The organism is Phaeobacter sp. S60 (assembly GCF_000826845.1).
In the GTDB taxonomy this organism is placed as follows: Bacteria; Pseudomonadota; Alphaproteobacteria; order Rhodobacterales; family Rhodobacteraceae; genus Phaeobacter; species Phaeobacter piscinae.
This window is the reverse complement of sequence record NZ_JSWJ01000019.1, coordinates 125,888-148,944: the sequence shown is the minus strand read 5'-3', so window position 1 is coordinate 148,944 and position 23,057 is coordinate 125,888. Positions and strand designations below refer to the sequence as shown.

Sequence of the window (23,057 nt, the reverse complement as noted above, 5' to 3'; positions counted from 1 at the left end):
CAGCTTCAATCAGTCTTAGGTTGTGTTCAGCCATAACCATACAGTTTATGCGGTTATGGATTCGAACAAGGGATTTCTTGGCAGGGCGATTGCCCAAATCCCTGTTATCCATGGCAAAAGCTCGCCATGGATCGGTGCTTTTTGCGCAGGCTTATCTAAAGCCGTGCCGATTTACGCGGATTTACGCGCTGCCATTGCCTCGGCGAAACGCTCAAACAGATAGAAGCTGTCCTGCGGGCCGGGGCTGGCCTCCGGGTGATGCTGGACGGAGTAGACCGGACGATCCGAGATGCGAATGCCGCAGTTGGACCCGTCAAACAATGAGACATGGGTCTCCTCAACGCCGTCGGGCAGGCTCTGACCATCTACGGCGAAGCCATGGTTCATCGAGGTGATTTCGACTTTGCCGGTGGCGTTCTCTTTCACCGGGTGGTTGGCACCGTGGTGGCCGTGGTTCATTTTGACGGTCTTACCGCCGAGCGCCAGCGCCAGCATCTGATGGCCGAGGCAGATCCCGAACATCGGCAGATCGGTTGTGTCGAGGATTTCCTTGATCATTGGCACGGCATATTCGCCGGTGGCGGCTGGATCGCCCGGACCGTTGGACAGGAAGACGCCATCAGGGCTATGCGCCAGCACGTCTTCAGCGGTGGCGGAGGCAGGCAGCACGGTGACGTCGCAGCCCGCAGACGCGAGGCACCGCAGAATGTTGCGTTTCGCGCCATAGTCTATGGCGACGACTTTGTGCTTGGGATCTTCCTGCCGGGTGTAGCCCTCAGGCCAGGCCCACCGCATCTCGTCCCAACGGTAGCTTTGGGTGCAGGTTACGTCCTTGGCCAGATCCAGACCTTCCAGACCGGACCATTCGCGGGCCTTGGCGACCAGGGCTTCGATGTCGAAGTTGCCGTCAGGATCATGGGCCAGCGCCACATGCGGCGCGCCGAGCTGGCGGATTGCACGGGTCAGACGACGGGTATCAACGCCGCCGATGGCAATGCGATTGGTCCGGGTCAGCCAGTCCTTCAGCTCTTCGGTGGCGCGCCAGTTGGAGGCCAGGGTCGGATCCCATTTCACAACCATGCCCGCGGCGACCGGGTCGGCGGTTTCGTCATCTTCCGGGGTGACGCCGGTGTTGCCGATATGGGGGAAGGTGAAGGTCACGATCTGCCCCGCATAGGAGGGGTCGGTCATGATTTCCTGATAGCCGGTCATGGCGGTGTTGAAGCACAGTTCTGCAACTGTTTCGCCATATGCTCCGAAGCCGTTTCCGTAAAAGATGGTGCCATCTGCGAGCGCCAAACATGCTGTGGGTTTGGGCGTGACGGTATCGGCCATGGCGCGACTCTCCAATCTGGGCAAAATTCATGGGCTTTTAAGGGGAGGGCCGCAAGGCGTCAAGCCTGCCTAGGCGTGTTACGGCCGTGTTCTGACCCTGTACAGCTGGTCTTCTTGCTTGGCTAAGGCCTTTGATGGCCGCTGGGGAGTGCCCCAACGTCATTCGAAGGGCCGCAACTTGAATTGTCCTACCACTTTAGGTAAAGATCCGGTTTCCGACTCCGTGGGAATGGACAGATAAATGGATACGCGAACTCGGGTCAATATGGCCCTGAAACAGGCCATGAAGGACCGCGCAGCAGCCCGACTGGCAACCCTGCGTCTGATCAATGCCGCGATCAAGGACCGCGAAATTGCCGAGCGGGTGGATGGCGAAGCGGGGGGGATCGGTGATGCTGAAATCCTCGCCATTCTTGGTAAGATGACCAAGCAGCGCAAGGAGAGTGCGCGCGCCTATGAAGAGGGTGGGCGGCTGGATCTGGCAGAGCGCGAGCTGGGTGAGATTGCCATCATCGAAGAATTCCTGCCCAAGCAGCTGAGCGACGAAGAAGTCGCCGAAGCGGTAAAGACCGCCGTTGCCGATACTGGCGCCCAGTCGATCCGGGATATGGGTAAGGTGATGGGCGCGCTGAAGGGCAAATACACCGGCCAGATGGATTTCGGCAAGGTTGGCCCGCTGGTCAAGGATCAGCTGTGCCAAGGGGGCGATTGCTGACCTGCCTCTGACGGGCGGATAACGTTGCAGAGATCAGAAGCCCGCCGCGTTTGGCGGGCTTTTTTGTGTGCGCGGCATAACGGGGTTACGGCACAGATCGGCGGCGTGCTTCAGGAAGCTGTCCTGTATGTCTGCTGCAAACGGATTGTCGCGCAGGATCGCCTCCAGCACGCCGGGGGCATCCCCGGTCACCATGCGGCTGGCCTGCTGCATCAGCTCGAAACTGGTGGTGGTCATCCGAAGTGTCTCCGGCGCGACCTGATTGAGGGCCTGAGCGATCAGATGGGTGAGCCCCTGTACCGTCGCCAATTCACGGTCATGCGCTTCGGGTGTGGTCCAGATCACCTCAAGCTGGAAGATATGCCGCAACATTGCTGCCAAGCGTAATGGGCGACCGCCGCGCAGGGGGCAGAGGGCGATTTTCTGACCCTCGAGTCCCTGCCGGGTGCTTTCGGGACCAAAGAGCGGATGGGTGCCAAGCAGATTGACCTCTGACGGCAAGATCCGTTGCATCACATCGGCCGGCGCCATTTTCACTGATCCGACATCCAGCACCCATGTGCCGGGCCGAACCAGCGGCGCGAGCGCGTGACACAGCGGCTCCATCGCGCTGACAGGTACGGCCAGGATCACCAGGGGGCAGGCGGCGGTTTCCGCAAGTGAGCCAAACCGGAGAGATGGGTGGCGTGGCCTCTCATCGGTCTGTACCGGATCATAGACGCAGATTGGCACCAGGGGTGACAGCTGACGGGCGATTAACTGCCCAAATGCGCCAAAGCCAATGAGGCCAACACGGGAGAATAGAGGAGGTTGGGGCATCGAAATCGGGCTCCGGTCTGTGCCGCGATGCCGATGGAAAGGATGGGAGATGATGTCTCAGACCGCCGGATCGCGGCGGGGTAAACATCAAAGAAATGAGAATGCGTCCGCCGTTATGGAAACAGCGGATAATAGACGGTCGAAAAGATCAGGCTCGCATTGGTCATAAGACAGCCATAGCCGGGCTGGGGGTCTATGTCAAAGGGCGGCACGTCAAGGGGGGCGTCATGCCTTGCGAAATGCGGTTCGTAGTTCATCATAGAGCGCCTTGCGCTCATCCTCTGACAGGAAGGCACCAATTTCGACCTCGCGACCGCTGCCGCGCAGGGTGACATAGTTGGGCACCGGGCCATCATCGGTGTGCAGCTCGACCTCTGTCCAATAACGATTGTAACTCCAATTCTGGCGCGCGCCTGTTGGATTGATGCGTTCCAGATGCGCTTCGCTGGGGTCCAGCGTCAGCACCTCCAGCACGTGGCGGTCGCGGCGGCTGCGGTCCAGCGCCCATTTGACGGCAAAGAGCGTGGCCGTCACAAAGGGCAGTACCCCCCAGAGTGCAGCGCTGCCCAAAAGCGGGATCATTGGAATGGTGATCAGCGCGGCGAGTACGCCGAGAAAACGCACATACCCCTCCGGTGGCAGCGATTGATGCGGCCAAAGATGCAGCTCCTGATAGCTGTCGGTCCGGGTGGTGATCCATTGGTAGGGCATGGCGTGAATTTAGCGTCTCGGTGAGGGCTGTCCAGCACTCTGGCGGCAGACAAGTTCACAGATGTGCCAAGACCTGCTGATACAAAGAAGAAGGCCCCGAAGCGGGTGCTTCGGGGCCTGTCTGTGTTTCAACTCAACTGCACCTTAGTGCGAATGGGAGCGATCCCAGTCTTCCTGCTTGGGCAGGATTTCGAAGGTGTGCTCCGGCGGTGGAGAGGGCAGGGTCCACTCCAGCGTGTCGGCATATTCGTTCCAGTAGTTGTTCTGGGTGATACGAGCGCCACGCAGCAGCGAGTAGATCACAACACCGAAGAACAGCAGGAAGGAGGCAAAGGAGAGGAACGCGCCATAGGACGAGATCTTGTTCCAGTAGGCGAACCCTTCCGGATAGTCGATGTAGCGGCGCGGCATGCCCTGACGACCCAGGAAGTGCTGGGGGAAGAAGGTCAGGTTGGCGCCGATGAAGAACATCCAGAAGTGGATCTGGGCGCCCAGCTCGTTGTACTGACGACCGGTCATCTTGCCGAAGTAGAAATAGATGCCGGAGAAGATCGCGAACACTGCGCCCAAGCTCATCACGTAGTGGAAGTGCGCAACCACATAGTAGGTGTCGTGATAGGCACGGTCCACAGAGGCCTGCGACAGAACCACACCGGTCACACCACCAACGGTGAACAGGAACAGGAAGCCGAAGGCGAACATCATGGGGGCTTTGAACTCAATGGAGCCGCCCCACATGGTGGCGATCCAGGAGAACACCTTCACGCCCGTTGGAACCGCGATGACCATTGTGGCCAGCATGAAGTAGGCCTGCTGGTTCAGCGACATGCCGACGGTGTACATGTGGTGCGCCCAAACGACGAAGCCCAGAACACCAATCGCGATGATCGCCCAGACCATCGGCAGGTAGCCAAAGACCGGCTTGCGCGCGAAGGTCGCGATCACGTGAGAGATGATGCCAAAGCCCGGCAGGATCACGATGTACACTTCCGGGTGGCCAAAGAACCACAGGATGTGCTGATACAGGATCGGGTCGCCGCCGCCGGCAGGATCAAAGAAGGTGAAGCCGAAGTTACGGTCCATCAGCAGCATGGTGATCGCGCCCGCCAGAACCGGCAGGGACAAGAGGATCAGCCAGGAGGTGACGAAGATCGACCAGCTGAACAGCGGCACCTTGAACAGGGTCATGCCCGGCGCGCGCATGTTCAAGAAGGTGGTAATCATGTTGATCGCACCCAGAATCGAAGACGCACCAGAGACGTGAACGGCGAAGATCGCCAGGTCCATGGAGAAGCCGCCTTCGTTGGTGGACAGCGGCGGGTAGAGCACCCAGCCAACACCGGAACCAGCCTGATCATTGCCGCCAGGTGCCAGAACCGAGGCAACTGCCAGCGAGGTGCCTGCGACATACATCCAGAACGACAGGTTGTTCATCCGCGGGAACGCCATGTCCGGCGCGCCGATCTGCAGCGGCATGAAGTAGTTGCCGAACCCGCCGAACAGGGCAGGAATAACCACGAAGAACATCATCAGGATGCCGTGGCCAGTGATCAGAACGTTCCAGAGGTGCCCGTTGGGGGTACATTCCGCAGACGCATCTGCAAAAAGACGTGCGCCTTCGAGGCACATGTACTGAACGCCGGGATCCATCAGTTCAAGCCGCATGTAAACGGTGAACGCGACGGAGATGAAACCAACGATCGCCGAAACGATCAGGTAGAGAATGCCGATATCCTTATGGTTCGTGCTCATGAACCAGCGGGTAAAGAAACCGCGCTCGTCTTCGTGGCCGTGACCATGAATGGCTGCATCTGCCATTAAGGTGCCTCCTGTTGCATAACGATAGGCCCAAAAAACCGTATAGGTGGGCCTAGACTCATCTTGCGTTTTAGTTCGCCCGCAACAGGCCTTCAATGGCGGAGTTTGATATGGATCAAGAATAATTGTCGCGGGCAGTCCCGTTTTGGGCTGCGCGGACTCCCGGCGGGTGTCACGGTCGAGGGCGGGACTTCGTTTTGGCGCCCGCGGCATTCATCGCCAATACCGCAAAGCGATACTGTTTTGTCAATCAAGATGCCGTGGCATGCTTGACCCCGATCGCCGGTGGCGCGAAAGTCTGTCCGACGACCTCACGGAGTGCAGATAGTGGCGCAATACGATCCAAACAATATCTTCGCGAAAATTCTGCGCGGAGAGCTTCCCTCCTACAAAGTGTATGAGGATGAGGCGACCTTCGTCTTTATGGATATCATGCCGCGATCTGACGGTCATATGCTGGTCATCCCCAAGACGCCGTGCCGCAATCTGCTGGATGCATCTGCCGAGCAGCTGGCCGCCGTGATGGCCACGGCGCAGAAGATGAGCCACGTCGCGATGCGCGCGTTCGATGCGCAAGGGGTCACGGTACAGCAGTTCAATGAGGCTGAAGGCGGACAGGAGGTTTTTCATCTCCATTTTCACATCCTTCCGCGCCGAAGTGGCGACGCTCTGCGCCCGCCGGGGCAGATGGCTGAACCGGGCGTCCTCTCAGCCCATGCCGAGAAAATGCGGGCTGCGTTGGCATCTATCTAAGGGAAAAGGCGATTGCGGGCGGTCTTGCGCCTGTGGGTGTTATTGCGCGACCTGCGTCTGTCTTGGGTGACTTATTCTACCCTGAGGCGAAAAAAGGATTGATATGTGTGACCCGTTTATCCTAGGGTCGCCGAAATTTTCACGCAGTCCTTGAAAAAACTTGGGTTGGCCGCGTCAGGGGAGTGGCGCGGCGCATAACTGGTGCGGCCTGAAGTCGGTGGCGTTCAATAATGCGGCGTGACCATTCTCGTCACTGTCGGAGTATCAGGCCGATGGAGAAAATAGACAGAACCTGGGCAGGGTGACTGCCCTCGTAAGTGTAAGGGCTGATTGGGCTCGCACCGCGTGCATTTGATTGCCGCGGGATTGCAAAGTGACGGGCGTTTTTGCCTGTGTATGTTGCTGAGGAGGGGCCGTGGGTAGGACGGCAGAGGATAGTGGCGCTTCAAACGGCCTGTCAGACGAAACGGTGGCGGCCGCAGTGTACGCCTCGGTTCTGGGCGCGGCCAATGCTGAGGCTTGGCGTGACCGATTGAACCGGGCAAGCTATGATGGTGTTTCAGAATTGGCGGCCCGGGCAGTTCCTGGCGCTGGCCAGGCCAGCAGGTTTAATGCTGCCACGGGGATTTGGAGCGGCCCGGCAACATCCGAAAGCGATATTCATCTCTGCTCGGTTCCCTCTTCAGAGGGGGGGGGCTCAGGCCCGATGCTGATTGGGCGTCATTTCGATAGGGCGATTTATCTCAGAAGTCGACTTGCTGCGGCGCAGAATCATGGATTTTGGCCTGAGCTGCAGACCGTATTGCCTTGCAATGGTCGCAACTGGACTCTGGTGTCATGTGAATCCGAAGTTCTGGCTTCTGGTGGGCGGTGGCCCAAAAGTGGTCGTGTGACCGATCCGCTGATTTCACAGAAATTGCAAATCGCGGATGTTGACCTGCGCAAGTGGCAGGACCTATTTGAAGTCAGCGCGCGCCGCCCCTCACTTGTATTTGTGCGGGCGACGGGGGGGCAGTTGCTGATGTGTCAATCCCTTAGTGGACGAACAGCGGTAGCTGAGGCGAGCGAGGGCTTTGCAGTTTCTGGTCGGATGGGAGCGGGGGCGGCGGACCTGCCTTCTCGACCTGTTGAGGCGGATGATGTGGCCGCTCCTGCATATTTGGTGGAGCAGGTGCAATCCGCCTGGTCCGAACCGGCTGCGACTTTGGTGGCAGAGCGCTTTGGTTTCAGTCGAGAAGACATGTTGCTGTTGCGGCGCCTGTTGACCGGTGACGATTGGGTTGACCTGCGGACCGGAACGGGTGGGCAGCGTAGTCCTGAGTTGGCTGTTCTGGCAGGTATGCTGACCAAAACGGCCGCTCCGAATTGCCCGGACATGTTACGATTTCTGGCTTATCTGATCTCTCAGACAGTAGAAGACTATGAAATTGCGGCGGCCAGTGTTTCACCGCCGCAGAAACGCCTCTCCCTGTCTTGTGGACTGAGCTCGCATTATCTGTGTTTTGGTGCAGCCCGTGGACAGGCAGTGGTGTTTGTTCACGGGATATTTGACGGTATCGCGGGGTTGCAACGACTGCAACCGGAGCTGCGTGCACGCGGTTTACGGGTCCTTGCGCCATTGCGCTGCGGATATGGGGCCTCTGATCGGTTGCCGTGGCAGGCTGATCCTGTCGATCTATTCGTAACACAGCTAGAAGCATTGATTGATACTGAGGGGCTGGAGCGGCCAATCCTTCTGGGACATCGCAGTGGATGCATGTTTGCGGCCGCCGCGGGGCGCCGCCTGCGGGATCGTCTGGGCGGAGTTGTTGGGGTGGGCGCGACGCTGCCGCTGCCGAGTATGGGGCAGGCGGGCGCGTTGCGTGGACATCAGCGTGCCATGGCGCTGAGTGCGGTTCATGCCAGTGCCGTTCTGCCGCTGGTCGTGCGCAGCTGGTCCCGGTCGGTACGCCAAAAAGGATCCCAGGTTCTGGTTTCACGGCAGATTGCAAAAGATAGTGCTGACCGGAGATTGCTGGCGGACCCACGGCTGAGCGCTGTGTTGGAGCAGAGCCACAGGATGATGATGCAACATGGTCGCGGCGGATATGAGACCGATCTGCGGTTGGTGGCGCGCCCACGCGACACCCGTCACTGTACCAAAGCGGCGCCGACCATCTATCTGCATGGTGGTGAGGATACGGTAACTCCTGCGGGACGATTGCAGGCAGCGTTGGGTCCCGGCAGCAAAGACTTGCAGATTCGAGTCTGCAAACGGGCAGGGACCATGCTTCTCTATACACAGCCTGAGCTGGTATTTGCAGCGATCGAGGAGCTGCGTCAGCGCATCACCTTATGAGTGTTCAAAGCTTGGCGGCCCAGAAAGCTGCTTTAGCTCTTGGAGCAGGTATCAGTGGTCGCGAATGCCACATCGAAACATTGTTTCAGCGCAACATCGACGTCGGTCATGGTCACTGGCAGGCCCAGATCCACCAGGCTGGTAACGCCAAACTCTGTGATGCCACAGGGCACAATACCGTCAAAATGGCTGAGATCCGGTTCGACGTTGATCGAGATGCCGTGGAAGCTGACCCATTTGCGCAGGCGGATGCCGATAGCAGCGATTTTGTCCTCGGTCTTCTCACCATTAGGCCGCAGCGGCTTGTCATCACGTTCAACCCAGACACCAACCCGACCATCGCGGATATGACCGGTCACATTGAAGCGATCAAGCGCCAGGATCACCCAGCGTTCCAGCTGGCGCACGAAGCACCGCACATCCCGGCCACGCTTGGCGACATCCAGCATGACATAGACCACGCGCTGCCCCGGCCCGTGATAGGTATATTGCCCGCCGCGCTTGCTCGGATAGACAGGAAAGCGATCAGGGTCTGTCAGATCTTCGGGCTGAGCTGAGGTGCCTGCAGTGTAAAGCGGAGGGTGCTCGACCAGCCAGATGCATTCCTCCTGAGTTCCAGCGGCGATCCCGGCGGCGCGGTCTTCCATAAAGGTGACGGCTTCGTCATAGCCGGTCAGACCTGAGGTGGTGATCCATTCAACCATCGAAGGTGTCCTTTGTTACGACTTTGGTAACCAGTATAGGGCTGTGCGCCGAATTTTCTGGCCTGCGCTGCGGGTGGTGCGCTACCTTGATTGCATGTTTTCATCAATAGGGGGGCGCGTAATATGTTCTCAAAATCAGTTAAAACCACATTAGTCGCATCAGTTCTGGCAACCTCAGGGGCAGCACCCGCAGTCGCGGATAATCTTGGTGCGGCGCTGGTCGGCAGCATCATTGGTGGCGTCATTGTCAATGAGGCCCATAAAAACCGAGCGCGCAAACAACCTGTTACACGTAAGCGCACCTATTCGCCCGCGCGCGCGCAGAACCGTGAAACGCAGACTGCACTCAATTATTTCGGCTTCCCGGCGGGCTCTCCTGACGGTGTGATGGGGCGGAAATCCCGCGCCGCTGTGGCCCAATATCAGGGACATATGGGATTCCCTGCGACGGGCCAGTTGACCCAATATGAACGCGATTTTCTGGTGTCGTCTTACAGTCGGGCGCAAATCGGTGGTCCGCAGGTAATCAAGGCCATGCAGGGGCCGAATGGTGTGCGCGGTCTTCTGCGCATCTGGCGAGATGAGGCCACCGGCACTCGCAGTGCCAACGCTGGCGGCTATGGCAGCTATGGGGGGTTGCCCTTCGAGGTTAGCGAGGCGGTGGATGAAATCGCTGCCAGCGCTGATCCCAGCGCCGAGCAATTGCTGCAGCGATCCGGATTTATGCAGTTGGCAGATCTGAATGGGGACGGCAAGAACGACTATATGATCGACACTTCGGTGTCTGGCAGTTCCTTCTGGTGCGGGGCGTCGCATTGTTCTGTCATGGTGTTCGCCTCAACCCCGCAGGGGTATCAGCGCAATGACTTCATGGCGCGCGGGGTCACCACCGCGAATTTCTCCTGTCATCAGGGCGTGTGCCGGATGAGTGATGAACCAGGGTCCGGCACTGTCCAAGCAGCGGCGCCGACGCCTGCACCAGCACCTGCGCCTGCACCAGGTGGTGGCGTGGGCGGCACGGTGCTCGCCTCCGCACCGCAAGCCGTGGCTCCTGCTCCTGCTCCTGCCGGTGGTGGTCTCGCGGCACTTCAGCTGTTCCAGCAACCGGCACCAGCGGCCAATACGGCCTCGCTGACCAGCCATTGCAGCAAAGTCAGCCTGCTCACCAGCTCCAACGGCGGCTACATGACCGTGTCCAATCTGCGCGATCCCGAATTGGCGCTGGGTGAGCAGTTCTGCCTGACACGCTCTTACGCGATCAACTCCGGCGAAGCGCTCGTTGCCAAGGTGCAGGGCGTGAGCCAGGCGCAAGTCGACAGTCAATGCGACGCCTTTGGTCCGGTGGTGCAGCCCTATCTGGCCAAGCTGGGGAGCACAGGCAGCGACGCGCTGGTCTCCGATCTGCAGAAATTCGTCTTGCAGTCGAATATGTCGATCGAACAGCTCTCCAATACCGCGGGTATCTGCCTATTCTCCGGGTATCGCCGGGACAACATGGAGGTGGCGCTCGGCGCGGCCTTGATCATGGTGGGTGTCGGGCAACGTCCCTACGCTGAGTTGGTCGGTCACCATCTGGCTCAGGGCTTCGGTGTGGCAAAATCACCGGAACAGGCACAGGGCTGGTACCAGACAGCCATTGCAGCCCTGGAGGCGGGGGTCGACCCTGTTTTCGCTCCAGGTCAGCCGGAACGTCTGGCGCTGATCAAGGCAGCGTCAGCCGGGCTGACCGGTGGGCTGGCGCAGCCGGTTCCGGCCTCCAGCGCTGCCGCTGCCCTGCCAAGCTTCTCAACTGACTGAGTTTTTTTAGCGCTAGGACCGCGCGTGTCGGGGGCGGGATACACATTCGCCCCCGTTACATTTTGGAGGCAATAGAAAACCCTGCAAAATGATCATTTTGCATCTTCACAACTGCGCCATGCTCGTCTATACGCCGCTACACCAAGTCAAGACAGTGCGGTCGTGGCGGAATTGGTAGACGCGCAGCGTTGAGGTCGCTGTGGGGTAACACCCGTGGAAGTTCGAGTCTTCTCGACCGCACCAACATTCAAGCCGGATCGAACGCGTTTGAATAATTATCCCTACAAAACAAGTTAGTTGCGGGTTTCAAAGGACTGCGTGACTGCCCGTAAGGTTCTGGAATGTGTAGTCGTTTACGCCTATCTTCCGCACGGCGCGTTATGCACGGGGTCTACTCGTAAGCTGCAATCGGAATATCGGACCGAGGTTGCCCGCAATGGTGTCCGAAAGTCAAAGGTATGGCCGCCAAAGCAAGAGGCCAAAGACTGGGCCGCTCGTACTGAACCTGAAATTTTGTACTATGACAAGCTGGCGGCCAGGCTGACACTAGGGCAGGTGTTTGTGCGCTCGGCTTTAGCGATTTGCGCCGTGCGGTTCGCTTCTAGGTGCGGCATCGGCTCCTCAAGCCGACGAGTATGTTTAGCAGCCTTCAGTTCATCAGTGAGTGCAGGCTGGCCTTAAGATCGGTTTGCGCAGTGCGAGCACCTCAATAAGATTTGGGTGGCCCAAGGTTTGAGGGGGGTGAGGAGTACCCATTGCAATCTGAACCGAAAGTTTGAAGCGTTCTGTCGAACGTGGGAGGCAGAGGCTCCTGATAGCTATTGGCAAGCAGCGTCAGCGCTCGTCAATACAGAACCGTTCTTCGCCATCTGCACGGCACTCGATCAGAAACACGGATGTCGCTGCTGGTACTGATAGCCGTTTCGAAGATCCTCAGCGGGTGAGCTTGTTGAATGGGCAGATGTCATCTTCAAATGGTACGCGGCGGCGACGGAAAGTCGTGCCTTCTACAGCAACCGGATGGCTGATCCGGTCCATGCGAAAGTGCCGAAAATCCTCACGCATCGGATCCCAAGCCACCAGATACCATAGTGGCTGAAGGATGAGCATGGCCTGCGGCTCTACCTCGCGTAAGGTCTTGCGGCCCTTCGCGTCGCTATAGTGGAAGCGCAGGGACTGTCGCTGAAGGAACCCGGTTTCGAAGGCTGCCAAGAGATCAGGATCCATTTTGCCAATGTCCGAGACATCCTGCAGCGGCGACAGCTGACCAATGTGGAGGCAGTCCAAAAAAGCGCGCAGATCTCTGACCTTGTCAGATGGCACTGCCTTTTCGATTTTGGCGAGGCCGACATCGGCTAAGTCAGAGAACGGCAAATTGCCTGCTGCACGCATTGCGGAAACGCTTATCAGGAGCGCAAAGACTTCAGGAACGGAAAGTCGAGCGGTGGTTTGCATGGATTGCGGATCAAGCCTCAAGCCACCGCCGCGCCCAACATCGGACTGAATGACATAACCTTCATCGCGCAGAACGCTGATGTCGCGTAACACCGTGCGGCGTGACGCTCCCACTTCATCAGCAAGTTCGTCAACGGTTGTAGCGCCGTTGCGTCGAAGGGTGCGGACGATGGCATCATGTCTGAGTCGAAATCTCATACTGCGACCCTACCACAATTGGTGACAAATTTTGGCACCATTTTAGCCTACAAAGTTTCCAGCAACATGAGAGGAGATTCGAAAGATGGAACGTACAGCTGTGAACCCATGGGATTGGTCCCTGAAGTTGGGCTATAACCAAGCTGAAGTGGTCGAAGGCGTAACACGGCAAGTCATCTGTGCGGGCCAGACGGCTGTAGATGGCGAAGGCAATCCGCAGCACCTCGACGACATGCGCGCCCAGATTGGTTTGGCATTGGACAACCTTGAGGCGGTGCTGGAGAAGGCGGGGATGGATCTCAGTAATATCATCCGTCTTGGCGTCTACGCGACGGATGTAGATGAGGCTCTGACGAATTTTGATGTCATGGGGATGCGTTTTGGCATACATCAAAATGCCCCGCCAATGACGCTTCTAGGGGTGAGCAGACTGGCGATACCAGGGCTGCTGTTCGAAATCGAAGCAACTGCAGCGGCCTAGGAGATGGATATCAACGGGCCATTAGGGTCAACCCCTCAATGGCCCGCTCGTGCAGTGTGAGTGAGGGCGCTTGAGCGAGCCTGCGTTCACTACGTTTACGGCTGGCGAAGGCCACCAAGTCAGGAGTCAGGCCGGCTGAATGTTCTAAGGCCACCCAGCGACTAAGCGGGGTGGTGGAGGTGTCGGCGGTCAGTCCCGAGCTGATCCAAGATCTGTCGAACGCCGCCTGTTGGTTGAGAGGGTGGCACATTCAGCGACGGTTCTAGCTAAGCTGATGCCTGGCAATAATAGTGCCACTCGACGTTCCGTTGATGATATGCGGTTTGCCGACCACACCGCAAGCGATCTTAAGTGTTCTCCACGTGAATGAGGGAGCTGAATACCAGATCTCGCCGATGCAATTTCTCTGTTGTTCACAACCTTGTTGTACAACGAACGTGTCTTACCGAAGATCCGTGGCCACCTCCTACCTCTTGCTGTTTGCGAGGCGACCTTGTCTCTTCTTCTGCCAATTTGCGCTCGAATTCTGGCAGCTGTTCAAGGGTAAAAGATAAGTCTGCCACCTAGGGCCATCGTCACCAGATCATCCGTAGAGCTATGTACGCAGGCCTCTTGGCTTCCGTAAGTGACTAGAAAATCCGTTGGATCCTAGGCCACAAGACAGCTTCACAGCAGTAGGTGTTGCGACAGCCCGGACGCCTAGGAAGCAGCCACTTGGGGCAGTTAACCAGTCAACTATAAGAGGATCGATTTCGTCTCACTGTAATGGGGCGCAGGGATTGGTGTGTGGATGGCCGTTACGTGACTTAACTTGTCAGTATTGACAAGTTAAGTTCATTGCTTCATACCTTGTCAAAAGTGACAGGAAATTAACTGCGATGAGTACAGACAAAACTTATTCGGCTAACCCCTCTGGGCGCGCGATCTTTCCTTCCAGTGTAGAGACAGGTGGCGCCTAGTGATGGGCCGTCCGTCGAACCGCGATGAGCGCTATGAGCAAGTTATGCAGGCATTGGTGCGTTGCGTGGCGCGTTATGGTCTAGAAGGCGCATCTCTCGCCCAAGTCGCAACCGAGGCTGGTCTGACTCGCCCCTTAGTCCGTTACCATCTCGGTAATCGTAGCGAAATGACCCTGGCCTTGCAGGCCTATGTATTGGACAGCTTCGATAGTCAGACCGACGCGCTGGTAGAGGTACTGCCAAAAGCCGATCCCGGCACAGCATTGGTCGAATTACTTTTTGACGATACCTGTGGAACGTCACCGGACATGGTCCTTGCTCTTGCGGCGCTAACGGCAAAAGCTAGTGAGGAAGTCGAATTGCGCGATGCTTGTCGGGCCTCAGTGCTTAATTTTGAGGCCGCCGTGGCTGGCGCTCTTAGAGGTGCTTATCCACAGGCCGGGGCTGGCGCGGTGGACGCGTGCGCCCACGGTGTTATTGCGCTCTACTACAACGTGTCGTCACTACGCCCATTGGAGATGCCTGCGACCTGGTCTGAGACCGCACGCGGTCTCGCTGTGAAGCTGGTCCGAGAGTTAGAGGACTATTCATGACCCGTATGCGCCTTCTGAACTATATCACCTTTGTAATCCTGATGGTCTCAACGGTCATGGGCTACCAATCCCCATGAGGGCTATTGTTCGTCTATTGGACAATTCAAAATTTCTATTCGGGCCGCGCCTTTTTACTTTCGGATGTGAACCGGGACGGGGAACCCGTGCTGTTCTGGTTGATCCAGATTGCCTGGATCGTATTGGGACTCATGCTCGTTGCGCTTGATCTCTTTCCGGTTCAATCCTGACACATGCCCTGAGGAGGTGCCTACATGTCCAACATGCTTCATCTGCTGCCCGTAGAAGCCTATACATCGCAGCATTGGTTCCATCGTGAAATGCGCGACATCTTCTCAAAAACCTGGCGTTACGCGGGGTTCTTGGAAGACGTTAGTAAGCCGGGTCAATACATCACCGTCCAAGCCGGGTTGAACAACATCTTTATTGTCATGGGGCGTGACCGTCGCCTGCGGGCGTTTCACAACATTTGCCGCCATCGCGGTACGCAACTCATCCGTGCTGTAGGTAAAACACAAAAGGCACTTACCTGCCCCTATCACGACTGGACCTACGATCTAGAAGGCAACCTGATTTCAGTCCCTGAAGAAAAGGAGGAATTCGGACAGATCGATAAATCCTGCCTTGGACTGAAACCAGCCAAGGTCGACATCTGGAAGTCGATGATCTTTGTGCATCCTGATCCGAATGCGCCTTCCATTGCTGACTGGTTTGGTCCGGTTGAACCGCACATTGGCCCGCACGTGCCGGGAGAGCTGATTGAATATGGCGAGCTAAAGAGTAGCTACGAGATCAAAGCGAACTGGAAGGTCGTCGTTGAGAATTACATTGATGTCTATCACTTGAGCCATCTGCATTCGAACACGCTACAGATGTATGATCACAAGGCGGCCAAGTATCACTGGGAGGGTCCGCACTATATGTTTTGGGAACCACCGGTTGAAGAATTCCTGGAAAATCAGGAAAGCAAACTGATTGCGCCTCGTGTCATTCCTGAAGGTGCCAATGGTGCTTGGGTTCCGATGCTGTTCCCCGGTATCGGGCTTGCGGGTTCGGAGGATGGCTGGAACATCTTCATTATCGAACCACTGGAGCCTGAGCTGACCCGCGTTATCAACCGTGGGCGTGTCTCCAACAGTTCTGGCTGGGAGTTCACCAAGCAGTCAATGAGATCATCGAACTTCTGGACGAAATTTGGGCTCAGCGGCAAATATGAGAGCCATGACGCAATGAACGACGATGACCCGATGGTTGCGGGAGACTTCACCGGCGAGGACGTCTATGCCTGTGAGCAACAGCAAAAGTCACTGAAGTCTCCCTATTTTGAGACCGGTCCTGTTGCCACTGGTGAAACCCCTATTGTCGAACATCAGAAAGTCGTCCTTGAATGGTTGGGAAGAGACAAATGACTGCGCGCAGTTTTCATCCGCTGACCGTTCTCGAGACACGCGAAGAGATTGATGGTATGGCCTAAACAGTGATGTTTGATGTGCCATCGCCTCTGCGTAGAGTATTCGGTTGGAGACCCGGGCAACATCTCTCGTTGCGCGTCACGGTGGATGGCCAGGAGCAACGTCGAAGCTATTCGATATCCTCCTCACCTTTCACCGGAGATCCTTTGCGGATCACTGTCAAACGGGTCAAGGGCGGCGTGGTCAGTAATCACATCAACGACACCGTTTCAGCAGGAGACATTATCGACGTAATGCCTCCTTTCGGCAGATTTCACCTCGACCCCAGCGCAACATCGCGGCGCACGCATTATTTTTTTGGCGCTGGATCTGGTTTTACCCCACTGTATTCGATGTTGAGTTCGGTTATGGCTGAAGAGCCTGGCTCCTTCGCGCATGTGGTATATGGCAATCGCAATGAAAAGAGCATTTTGCTCGAGGATGAGCTGAATCGCCTTTGGGAGGCAAATTCCGAGCGTATGTCCGTTCACCATGTCTTTTCTAAGCCGGGCTGGTGGTCAAATGCTCAGTATTGGCGCAAGGGCATTGTGAACAAAGCGGCCATTGAAGCAATGATCGCCGAGAACCCACCCTATGCGCAGGATACACAGTATTATGTCTGCGGCCCTGGGGAGATGAATAATGGAGTGAGAGAGGCGCTTATGTCGCTCGATGTCCCTGTCAGCCGCATTCACATGGAAAGCTATGGCGGTATTGATGATCACGACACAAGCACCATAGGCATAGCCGCAAAAGCAAGCGTAACCCTGGGTGGCTTGGTCCACCAAGTCAATATCTCAAAGGGGCAAACACTGCTCGATGCTATCAAGGGGGCGGGGCTCAAGCCGCCATTCTCTTGTCAGTCAGGTGTCTGCGGTGCGTGCTGTGCCAAGCTCACACAAGGCAGGGTCCATATGCGTGCACGTGCGGCACTTGAAGACGGGGATATTGCAAGGGGCGAGGTGCTAACCTGCCAATCCCTGGCTACGACGGAAACCCTTGCACTCGCCTATAAATAGGCCGTCGGATAGCAGAAATGCCCTTGTTCTTTGTACCACGTCGATCGTTAAGGCTCTCGCTTTTAGAGCCGGGTGCCCCAAAGGTGCCGGTCAGGCGTTGCGCAACTACGGCCATTAGACTGGCTTAACATCGGGTCCTTGTTCATGCGAACCAGTCGCTTCAGTAGGCAAACGGCAGTTTTAACTTAAGTCATTGTTTTAAAATAAACCACAGGCCGTAGCGCGACCGGTGGTCATCAACTCGTGTCAGAAGGGTAATTGGCCTCCGAAGATTTGCGCTATTGCTGACCTCATAGAAGTAAAATGATCCATAGTTTTCCCATTTTAAAATTGTTCATATTATGTAAATCAAATTTTTAACCAAAGCCCATCTTCAAGGATTACTCTTTGGTGTTTGAAAATACACATAGCATGTAGGTTGAACCTGAGTGCGGTTTTTTGAAAATGGAGCCTTTAGCTTACGCTAATGCCTATTTTATTGTCTTGCGACCCGTGAAGTCGCCCTCCCGCATTACTGAAAGTCAAAGGTCAACTGCTGTGAACCACTCAGCATCCTGATTTTTCGCCCCATTGATGCCTCTGCTTTCAATGTAACTTCAGCCGCAGCACGTGCATCCTCTTCAGCATCATGGTGCTCGAATTGAAGCCCTAACACCTTTTTGAGATTGGCCAGACCATGCCCACCATGGCCGCGTAATTCCGGCCAAGCTTGGCGAGCGATCGCAACGCTGTCTGACCATGTTGACTTCAACACTTGAAATCCCGCAAGCCGACACGCCGCGTCAAAGGCTTTCTCATCGTATCGGCTGTGTTGAATAAGCGGGTATGCCTCAAGAACCGGACGTAGGCTTGGCAATACTTCTGCAAATTTGGGGGCGCTTTTGACAGTTGAAGCATCAATCCCATGCAGTCGCGTATTGCCTTTAGCAAAGGGAGTGCCGGGATCAATATAGGCACTATAAGTTGCGATTGAGTTGTCAAATCCAACACAAGCGAGGCCAATTTGACAGATGCTCGCAATATCGTACCCGGCAGTCTCGACATCTACAGCTATGAATCTCAGATTGTCGCTCAGTGGTTCAGCCTGTTTGAAACAAGTTGGTAAAGACAAAGATGCAGCATTGGCCATGACAACGACTTTCATACGTTCGCAGACTGATGCAAAGACGCACCAATAACTCGCCGGGCTTCTTTTCCAGACCACGCAGCACGCGATGGCAGTCATTAATACAGACTGTAGCGAGCAGCGAAAGGGGGCCCGCTTTGACCGATGCTACGCCCTGCTTGAATATCGGCTTTACAGCGATGCTGGGCAGTTATTCGTGCCGACGGGCTAGCTAATATCTGCTTTCAGCCAATTCAGCAGCTTCGTCACGGGCGGTCTTTTCATTATCTCGTTGAACCTATCGTCGTCGGCACAGTTGCAGGCGCTATGATTGTGATGCGGGGACTGTCGGCTGATTGAATGCAGCGGATCAGGTTCCGCTTCGATTCTCCTGATTGCGTAAGGTCAGTGCCGTAACAAGCAAAACCCCCGCCAGAGCCGAAAGCCAGGTGAGACCATCGTCGAAGAATACGGCTCCGATTATCGCAGCAAAGAAGAGTGAGATGAAGTTTGCCAAGGACACCAGCGATGGTCCATAGTCTCGCGTCAGATTCAGATAAACCAGTAGCGCAAGCCCTTCACCAACGCCGATCAAGCCGATAGCGGGAATGTTGCCGGTGACAAGATGCCACTCAAGGATACTTCCGGAAATTATACTTCCTGCCAATGTGGCCATCGCAACGACAAGTGCTTGCCCATGCGCCACGCTTATCGCGTCGACCCGTTTCGGCCAACGAGATGCAACAAATACCGTATTGACAGCATAGAGGGTGGGGACTGCGAAGGCAGCCAGAAACCAATCCCAGGAAACTGGATCAGTCGACAATTCTGCTGTGTCCCAAACGATCATAATCGCAGCACCAAAGCCCAACAATACAGCGGCTACCCCCTTCAAGTTCACGGATTCCACACCAGCAAGAACGGCGAGGATGGTTGTGAAAATGGGCATTGTGGAAATGATCACGACGAAGATGAACAAGGGGAGTTTTGGTGCGACAAAAACCTCCAATGAAAATGGCAGTACAAATCCGAGGAATCCGCTGAGAACGTAGAACCCTGCAGCCTCTGGTCTAAGTGGAGGCCATTTGCGGCATGCCGTTGCTACAGCCGAATAGAAAAAGGCTATTCCAAGGATCGAAACTGGGGCAACCACAAGCGGTGGAAGCCCCGATTGCCCGGCTGATTTCATGGCGGCGAGGCGCACGCTCCAAAGACAGCCGAGCAGGATAAGTAAGACAAGCTTCATTGCGCTATCGCATGTTCATTAACAGTTTGGCCGCAAACCCGATTAGAAGGACGCCAGAGCCTTGTCGGAACCTGTTATATCGCGCCTGTGTCATGAACCGGCTCCTGAAAGCATGTGCGAGTGCCGAATAGGTGGTGAGCGACAGGATGGACAGGCCACAATAGGTCAGGATGAGAATACTCGCTTGTGACGCCATTCCCCGCTCCGGTTCCAGAATCTGAGGGAACAGCGCCATATAAAATAGCAATGCTTTGGGATTGGTGGCTGCCAGTAGAAATGCCTCAAAAAATAGAGTGCAAGCTGGAACTGCTGCGTCGGTCAGAGAGTGTAGAGATAGGGTTTCTGTCCTAATCAATAGTCTGGCGCCAAGCCAGGCCAGATACGCTACTCCCGCCCACTGAAAAAAGGACCAGAGCAAGTCTGACGCCATCACAAAGGACGTTATGCCTGCTGCACAGATAGCACCACCTACGGCAAGGCCCAAAGCATTGCCAAGAATCGTGGGCGCAACCTGGTAGATGCCCAACTGTATCGCGCGCCGCACGGTATTCAGGTTCGCCGGACCTGGTGTGACGATGTTCACGGCCGAGATAGTTGCAAAGGAAACCCAAAGTGCCCAGTTCATTGTCTCTCTCACATTTTGAGGTCGTTGATATGCAAAAATAGAGCGTGAATGCAGAGATGTGCTTGCTGAAATAAAAGTACTTAGCTGATTTTAATCGTGGAAAGTGAGGGGTTTTGGGGTATTTGCATTGGTATGGAAAATACTCTAGATGACCTTGATCGCGCCATTCTCACAGCTTTGGTGAGTGATGCGCGGATTAGCTGGAAAGACCTCGCCGCTGATGTGGGGGTCTCGTCCCCAACAATCCGTGATCGTGTCCGGCGATTGCAGGACAGGGGTATTGTGCAAGTGTTCTCGATTGATATTTCGTCGGCTGCCTTGGGGTATACTCTTGATGCTGTTGTGCGGTTTCGACCGTTACCGGGAAAGCGCCATGTGCTGGAGCAACAGATTCAGAATACGGATCGGATCGTGCAATGCGACAAGGTTACGGGTGAGGACGGGTTTGTGGCCCGCGTACTGCTGAAAGACATTGGAGAACTGGATCCACTTCTTGAAACCTTCGGGCGGATGGCAACAACGAACACGGCGATCGTAAAGTCGAGCCCCGTCAGAATGCGGCCGCCACCGTTCTGAGTTCAGACGCGCGTTGGTCAGACATGTTTCGGATATTTGTCTAAGTGGCAGCTCATACAGCGTTCGGGGTTGTGTTCGGGGACGCGCGCGGTTGTTTTTGAGATTGTCTTTCCATCAGCAAAATGGAGTGTTTTGATGGAAACTATGGAACGAGATACCGCATATATGGCCTGCCAATGCCGGTTCTTGCGTAGGATGATTGGTTCAACGCAGGAGAACCTGGCAGATGCGGCCGGGTTAACTGTCCGTACAATTCAGAAAGTAGAGAGTGGGTGGCATTCACGAAGGTTCAAACTCTGCGCAGTATCGCGCGGGGTGTCGGGTTTGACGTGGCTGTGTTCGAGAAACCGACGCCGGAACAGGAAGAACGACAGCTCAGGAAGATGCAGCGCGCACTGAGGCAAACTGTTCTTGTGCCAACATCACCTATTAAGAAAGCGAACGACTTTTAGCCCCGCAACAGGGCATGACGGAGACCGCTATGGTCTTGTGACCTTGGATGACCCATGGGAGTTTCCGGAGCAAGATCGCCTGAAGTTGTGATCTCTTCTGGTAAAGTGCTGTGGGTCAGTGGCGATGTCGGTAAATTGGTCCGCCATCGCGCTTTCAACCGGCGTTTATTGCAGCCTCTGACGGGGCTGAACGCTGGCTCCATACCAGGACGATGATCCCTGTAACAGTGACCTGCGCTATCGCAAATACCACCATCGCAGATTGAAGGCCGAGCATATCCGCAAGTGCTCCGCTGGCGATTACGGGAAGTGAGAAGCCGAAGTAGGCGTAGATAAATAGCCCGGCCGTTGCGCGCGCCCGATCATCTGGCGCACGCAAGGAAACCTCTGCCAATGAGGCGAGATAGGTGAAACCGTAGCTCGCTGCGCTGGTGATGCAGGTGCCAAGAAGAACAAATGCCAGTACCTTTAGCCAGACACCGGCAAGAAGAACCAGAAAACCAAGCGGGATCAGAATGAAACCTATAGCGAGGGCGCGCGCGTTGGACATACGCCGGGCGATCGGCTGGCACAAGAACCCTACGAAGATAGCCAGAAAAATGACGAGACCGGTCCATCCTCCGAGATTGTTTTCAGCCAGTTCCAGTGGAACGACAGCGATGGTCATGCCAGTGGTGGACCATGCCAGGGCCATCGCGGCCCCGAAGACCCACGTTCCCGTAGGGAACACCGGCAGACGCACAATCGAAACCGGCCTCGGCTTGTCGACACGAGGCAGGGTCAGGGCAATCAATGCCAGGACCGGGGCCGCTACGAAAAGCGCAATGTAGCTGACTGGTAAGAGAGTATGACCTTGCAGGCCGAGACTAATACCGGTTGCCAGAGCGCCGCCGCCAAAACCAAGAGACGTAGCCGAGGTCACAATGACAGCCGCGTTCCTAGCGCGATCTGCGCCCAGGATTTCAGTCATATAGGCGGTTCCGGATGTTGTTGCGAGGCCGGTGCCGATCCCGAGCATGAAACGTGCGATCACCAGACTGATCCAGCTTGGGGCTTGCACGAGAAGCGCTGTCGCAACGGTGCCAAGGATCAGTGCCAAGGCAATCGGAAACCGCCGCCCGATCCGGTCTGATAGGCCGCCGAGCAGCAAGAGCGTTGGCATAAGACCCCCGACATAGGCTGCAAATGCAACCGTTACAGCTGTCGCGCCCACCTCACTTTCCGTCGCATAGGAATCGTAGAGCGGGGCCTGAAGATTCACGGCAAATGTCACCGCAAACAGACCAAGGGCGAGAATAGAAACCGGGATCACCTTGGACATGGGTGGACCTCGCAGATTGACTTGAGATCGAAATGCCATGACGAAATGAACATGACAATTTTTCAATTGTACTAGATACAGTGTGATAATGAAGACACCCGACTACGTGCGTTTGGCCGACATGCTTCCTATCGAATGGTAACTGGCTCCGGGTACTAAGCTGTCGGCCCATCGGATCTCTGCGGAACAGGCTGGTGTGGCCCTCGCAACTGAAACAAATACTTACAGAGTGCCTGATAAGAGAGGCCCAATTATCGGCGAAGCTGGTCGCGACATATTCGCCCGCGCTCTCGGAGGGCAGCCAACACTCGGCGTTCTACAAACTGCCGCCGACGGTCTTGTCGATCTTATCTTTAATATGCTTGGCGATGCAGGTGACGCGACCGATACGCTGACCTATTCAGGCTTCGAATTTATCGCTGTCCTACATGGCCTTGAACTTGTTCCCGTATCGACGCCGGGATCGAGAAGTCAGCGGTCGAGGCAATCGCAAGCCAGCGGCGACTCCGCGATGCGCTACCGACCGTGCAAGAGGCTTTGCCGGTTTCACTTCGTTTCGCGGTCGAAA

Annotated in this window: 19 protein-coding genes and 1 tRNA gene; 10 read left to right on the top strand and 10 right to left on the bottom strand. The window is 56.1% G+C overall.

The window, feature by feature from the left end:
* Positions 1–171: 171 nt before the first annotated feature.
* Entirely contained in the window at positions 172–1,335 is a 1,164-nt protein-coding gene (carA, locus tag OO25_RS17650; RefSeq protein WP_040172220.1) for a glutamine-hydrolyzing carbamoyl-phosphate synthase small subunit, read from the bottom strand.
* A gap of 241 nt (positions 1,336–1,576) precedes the next feature.
* Between carA and OO25_RS17645 the strand changes: the two genes are divergently transcribed.
* The gene (locus OO25_RS17645; RefSeq protein WP_040172223.1) at positions 1,577–2,050 is read left to right on the top strand and encodes a GatB/YqeY domain-containing protein; all 474 of its coding nucleotides are present in this window, start codon (positions 1,577–1,579) and stop codon (positions 2,048–2,050) included.
* Positions 2,051–2,083: 33 nt separating this feature from the next.
* Here OO25_RS17645 and OO25_RS17640 read toward each other — a convergent pair whose 3' ends face one another.
* From OO25_RS17640 to ctaD, 3 genes are all read right to left on the bottom strand, one after another.
* Positions 2,084–2,869, bottom strand: a complete 786-nt coding sequence (locus OO25_RS17640) for a prephenate dehydrogenase (RefSeq protein ID WP_040181584.1) — start codon at positions 2,867–2,869, stop codon at positions 2,084–2,086.
* A 225-nt stretch (positions 2,870–3,094) separates the two neighbouring features.
* Positions 3,095–3,580 carry a DUF2244 domain-containing protein gene (locus tag OO25_RS17635; RefSeq protein WP_040181582.1) on the bottom strand — a complete coding sequence of 162 codons (486 nt, stop codon included), beginning with the start codon at positions 3,578–3,580 and terminating at the stop codon, positions 3,095–3,097.
* A 144-nt stretch (positions 3,581–3,724) separates the two neighbouring features.
* On the bottom strand, positions 3,725–5,398 hold the full coding sequence (ctaD, locus tag OO25_RS17630) for a cytochrome c oxidase subunit I (RefSeq protein WP_014873767.1): 1,674 nt from the start codon (positions 5,396–5,398) through the stop codon (positions 3,725–3,727).
* A gap of 327 nt (positions 5,399–5,725) precedes the next feature.
* On the opposite strand from ctaD, the gene OO25_RS17625 reads away from it, so the two are divergent.
* Entirely contained in the window at positions 5,726–6,151 is a 426-nt protein-coding gene (locus OO25_RS17625) for an HIT family protein (protein ID WP_040181579.1), read from the top strand.
* Between the two features lie 1,141 nt (positions 6,152–7,292).
* On the top strand, positions 7,293–8,489 hold the full coding sequence (locus OO25_RS23280) for an alpha/beta fold hydrolase (RefSeq protein WP_242407069.1): 1,197 nt from the start codon (positions 7,293–7,295) through the stop codon (positions 8,487–8,489).
* Positions 8,490–8,521: 32 nt separating this feature from the next.
* Here the strand turns inward: OO25_RS23280 and lipB are convergent, their stop codons facing one another.
* Positions 8,522–9,193 (bottom strand): lipoyl(octanoyl) transferase LipB, encoded by a 672-nt coding sequence (lipB, locus tag OO25_RS17615; RefSeq protein WP_040172237.1) that lies wholly within the window; start codon positions 9,191–9,193, stop codon positions 8,522–8,524.
* Positions 9,194–9,316: 123 nt separating this feature from the next.
* Between lipB and OO25_RS17610 the strand changes: the two genes are divergently transcribed.
* Positions 9,317–10,990 (top strand): peptidoglycan-binding domain-containing protein, encoded by a 1,674-nt coding sequence (locus OO25_RS17610; RefSeq protein WP_040172240.1) that lies wholly within the window; start codon positions 9,317–9,319, stop codon positions 10,988–10,990.
* A 156-nt stretch (positions 10,991–11,146) separates the two neighbouring features.
* A tRNA-Leu gene (locus OO25_RS17605) sits at positions 11,147–11,233 on the top strand.
* A gap of 690 nt (positions 11,234–11,923) precedes the next feature.
* Here OO25_RS17605 and OO25_RS17600 read toward each other — a convergent pair.
* The gene (locus OO25_RS17600; protein WP_040181573.1) at positions 11,924–12,643 is read right to left on the bottom strand and encodes a YafY family protein; all 720 of its coding nucleotides are present in this window, start codon (positions 12,641–12,643) and stop codon (positions 11,924–11,926) included.
* Positions 12,644–12,728: 85 nt separating this feature from the next.
* On the opposite strand from OO25_RS17600, the gene OO25_RS17595 reads away from it, so the two are divergent.
* The 4 genes from OO25_RS17595 to OO25_RS17580 all read left to right on the top strand — a co-directional run bounded on the left by OO25_RS17595 (position 12,729) and on the right by OO25_RS17580 (position 17,164).
* Complete coding sequence (locus OO25_RS17595; protein WP_040181570.1) at positions 12,729–13,124, top strand: RidA family protein; 396 nt, start codon at positions 12,729–12,731, stop codon at positions 13,122–13,124.
* Positions 13,125–14,127: 1,003 nt separating this feature from the next.
* Positions 14,128–14,676, top strand: coding sequence for a TetR/AcrR family transcriptional regulator (locus tag OO25_RS17590; protein WP_040181567.1), 549 nt, complete (start codon positions 14,128–14,130; stop codon positions 14,674–14,676).
* 272 nt (positions 14,677–14,948) lie between these two features.
* Positions 14,949–16,103 (top strand): aromatic ring-hydroxylating dioxygenase subunit alpha, encoded by a 1,155-nt coding sequence (locus OO25_RS17585; protein WP_052465719.1) that lies wholly within the window; start codon positions 14,949–14,951, stop codon positions 16,101–16,103.
* Between the two features lie 71 nt (positions 16,104–16,174).
* Complete coding sequence (locus OO25_RS17580) at positions 16,175–17,164, top strand: ferredoxin--NADP reductase (protein ID WP_082035357.1); 990 nt, start codon at positions 16,175–16,177, stop codon at positions 17,162–17,164.
* A 511-nt stretch (positions 17,165–17,675) separates the two neighbouring features.
* Here the strand turns inward: OO25_RS17580 and OO25_RS17575 are convergent.
* The 3 genes from OO25_RS17575 to OO25_RS17565 form a co-directional block, all read right to left on the bottom strand.
* Complete coding sequence (locus tag OO25_RS17575; protein ID WP_082035358.1) at positions 17,676–18,293, bottom strand: exonuclease domain-containing protein; 618 nt, start codon at positions 18,291–18,293, stop codon at positions 17,676–17,678.
* Positions 18,294–18,639: 346 nt separating this feature from the next.
* On the bottom strand, positions 18,640–19,515 hold the full coding sequence (locus OO25_RS17570) for a DMT family transporter (RefSeq protein ID WP_040181565.1): 876 nt from the start codon (positions 19,513–19,515) through the stop codon (positions 18,640–18,642).
* Between the two features lie 4 nt (positions 19,516–19,519).
* Positions 19,520–20,140, bottom strand: coding sequence for a LysE family translocator (locus OO25_RS17565; protein WP_040181562.1), 621 nt, complete (start codon positions 20,138–20,140; stop codon positions 19,520–19,522).
* Positions 20,141–20,236: 96 nt separating this feature from the next.
* Here OO25_RS17565 and OO25_RS17560 point away from each other — a divergent pair, with 96 nt between their 5' ends.
* The gene (locus OO25_RS17560) at positions 20,237–20,716 is read left to right on the top strand and encodes an Lrp/AsnC family transcriptional regulator (RefSeq protein WP_242407068.1); all 480 of its coding nucleotides are present in this window, start codon (positions 20,237–20,239) and stop codon (positions 20,714–20,716) included.
* Positions 20,717–21,322: 606 nt separating this feature from the next.
* Here OO25_RS17560 and OO25_RS17550 read toward each other — a convergent pair.
* A complete protein-coding gene (locus OO25_RS17550; RefSeq protein ID WP_040181559.1) occupies positions 21,323–22,489 on the bottom strand; it encodes an MFS transporter in 1,167 nt (388 codons plus the stop codon).
* Between the last annotated feature and the right edge of the window lie 568 nt (positions 22,490–23,057).